We start from the raw sequence: 2585 nt of genomic DNA on the forward strand, positions 1-2585 counted from the left end.
CGTGAACAACCAAACGTAGCTTAATTTTTAAAAACAGATTTTGTACTATGGGAGTTCTCTGTGCTCTAAAAAAATACGATTTATGAAATTGATTCTCTTTACTAAATAATAGTAACAAAAAAATTATGAAGTGCGTGCAATATAATAACCGACCATAATGAACCGGTCTTTTTGTACACAAATCCAAAGAATAAGCCTATAATAAAAACATATATATGCGTCCCAAAATGAAAGAATATTTCATTGTAAATCCAAATTGGATAGTGTATCACTAAAAATAATAATGCTGTAATAACATTTGCTTTCCAAAAATCCACTTTTTTATTAATCTCTTGTAAAATTAGTCCCTAAAAACAATTTCTTCAGCAATCCCCGCCATAAAAAAACCATTAAGGTAATCATCAAAAGATAATGAAAATTGAAATGATTGCTGATTAATGATATAAGTTTCAAAAGCAAAATATAAGCCAACTAATAGTGAAAGAACTACTCCCCCCAAAAAACCTTTCTTAACATTATCGTTCATTCTTAAGTAGTCAAATAGGTTAGTATGTAAATAATATTTTATGTATAACCAAGTTGGAACAATCCATACGAACCCCTTAACCAACGACTCTAATAATGGAGAGATAATTTCACCGAACGAATAAATGTAGTCGATTAACCATAATTCTTTAATTGTCCATACAAAGTAAAAAATAAGTAGAAACACTATCATTGTTTTTATATCATTATTTTTCACTTTACTTTCACCGCTTAATTTCGATTCCATTTCTACCTCCTAAAATCCATGATTCCGTATTTTAGAACATTAACTATATTAGTTTTATACCATATTTTGTTCAACTACCCTGCCCAGTTACTTGAATAAGAAATGTATCCTTTCTACAACTTCTTTAGGTCTAACATCTATTGATAAAAGGTTTTCTATATCTACCCACATCGGCTGATATGTACCTCTATTTCTATTTTCATCTGTGTATTCTTCACCTTGCCCAATACCAAAAGAACCTTCAATAATTTCAGCTAAGAAAAAGTATTGTATACCTCTAAATTCAACTTTAGCAATGCACTCATTAACATTGACTTTTACACCTAATTCCTCAAAGGCTTTTCTTTTTGCCCCTGTTTCAGGATTTTCGCCTTCTTCAATTCCACCACCAGGAAAAACATAGTAAACAGAACCGTTCCTATTTCTTTTAATCAGTCCAACCTTGTTATTTTCTACGAGTACAACCGCACCTCTATTTCTCACATTATCCTCCCTTATTGCATGCACTTGATTAAATTAACCTACTTCTTTAGTTCAATAAGAAAAAGCAGTAATCTTCTTTAAGTAACTCTCTCGTTGTTGAAGAGCAACTATCTTTTAGAAAACTGCCTTTATCAAAAACAGTCCTTTGTTTAACTGATCGACTATCCAAATACTCTTTCTTTTAGTTGGTATCCAAATTACAACATTTACTCGTCATTCAAAGTCTGATGGGGCATGAAAAAAGCGAAACTGCTCGGATTTATGCTCAACTAAGTGGGAGACTTAGAAAAGAGTTTTATCAAAAGTACTTTTAATTAATAAAAGACAACGTCTATATAACGCTGCCCTTTTTACTAATGCCCCCGTTTCCTATTGAAAAGCCTTCAAATAGTCGTCCGCCGTATGGTTCTATAATCATTTCACTTAATTGAATAACTTTACTTTTCCCACCCGTTTTATAATATGTATCAAATGCGTCTACAAATTCATCGGTAAACTTTTCATCGTATTGCTTTAATGCACGAATTATCCATTTTGAAGATCCTATCCATCGACCATTAGTTCTCAACACAAATTCATGAATAAGCTCAGCTAAAGCGTTTGCTATGAATATTTCTTCAGCACGATTATTACAACCTATGAAATCATCAAGAACATCCGTTATAAAATAACGCTTTGTTTTAATTATTTCTTCTGTCCACCTTTCCGGTCCCTTATCCAATATCTCTTTGGCTTCTTCTTTTATTGAATGTATAATTCCTTCATCTTTTAATATAATTCCTTCAAATATCATTCTCTGCATAGAAGGCCTAGCAACTTTGTAGTCGAGTTCAAAAAAGTGTTTGTAAGACGTTAAATTATGTACAAAAACCTCTATTGCCCACCCAAAGTCTATTAAAGACTCTCTATAACTTGAATTTAAACTGTTATCAAATACAACTATGTCAAGGTCAGAAGTATTTGTTCCCTCACCTCTGACAACACTTCCAGCCAACACAGCCCCTTGACAATTCGGAAAATACTTGTTGACAAATTTATGTGCTGCATCACTTGGATTTAATTTGTTCATATCTACCATTATCATCACCTTTTATTAAATTCATATATTTATTTCCATTTTAACGTTTGAGAAACTAACTTGTCACGTTAGTTGATGAATATATAATTTAACATTTGACTTATACTACACTTCCATTTCATAAATACCCCAAATTATATCTTTAATCACAAATAAAGAGAGCGTAAAATATCTTGTGTAAATGAATAAATAGAAAAAGGAAGACCTTTTCTTGTAGAATTAAGTCACCATAACACAATTCACAGAAAAGAG

General features: G+C 31.4%; 4 protein-coding genes and 1 pseudogene. 1 reads left to right on the plus strand and 4 read right to left on the minus strand.

Annotation, left to right across the window (positions count from 1 at the left end; all coding sequences use genetic code 11):
- Positions 1–101: 101 nt before the first annotated feature.
- The 3 genes from ACQKMD_RS21905 to ACQKMD_RS21915 form a co-directional block, all read right to left on the minus strand.
- Complete coding sequence (locus tag ACQKMD_RS21905) at positions 102–317, minus strand: CPBP family glutamic-type intramembrane protease (RefSeq protein ID WP_427754679.1); 216 nt, start codon at positions 315–317, stop codon at positions 102–104.
- A 23-nt stretch (positions 318–340) separates the two neighbouring features.
- Positions 341–772 carry a hypothetical protein gene (locus ACQKMD_RS21910; RefSeq protein ID WP_427754680.1) on the minus strand — a complete coding sequence of 144 codons (432 nt, stop codon included), beginning with the start codon at positions 770–772 and terminating at the stop codon, positions 341–343.
- 87 nt (positions 773–859) lie between these two features.
- Entirely contained in the window at positions 860–1255 is a 396-nt protein-coding gene (locus tag ACQKMD_RS21915) for an NUDIX hydrolase (RefSeq protein WP_427754682.1), read from the minus strand.
- A gap of 206 nt (positions 1256–1461) precedes the next feature.
- Between ACQKMD_RS21915 and ACQKMD_RS21920 the strand changes: the two are divergent.
- Positions 1462–1569 (plus strand): annotated as a pseudogene (locus ACQKMD_RS21920) (integrase); the annotation flags it as partial.
- Positions 1570–1586: 17 nt separating this feature from the next.
- On the opposite strand, the gene ACQKMD_RS21925 reads toward ACQKMD_RS21920, so the two are convergent.
- Positions 1587–2333: a nucleotidyltransferase domain-containing protein gene (locus ACQKMD_RS21925; RefSeq protein ID WP_427754684.1), complete on the minus strand. Its 747-nt coding sequence runs from the start codon at positions 2331–2333 to the stop codon at positions 1587–1589.
- Positions 2334–2585 lie beyond the last annotated feature (252 nt).

Origin of the sequence: Viridibacillus sp. NPDC096237 (assembly GCF_050278625.1) — a bacterium.
Taxonomy (GTDB): Bacteria; Bacillota; Bacilli; order Bacillales_A; family Planococcaceae; genus Viridibacillus.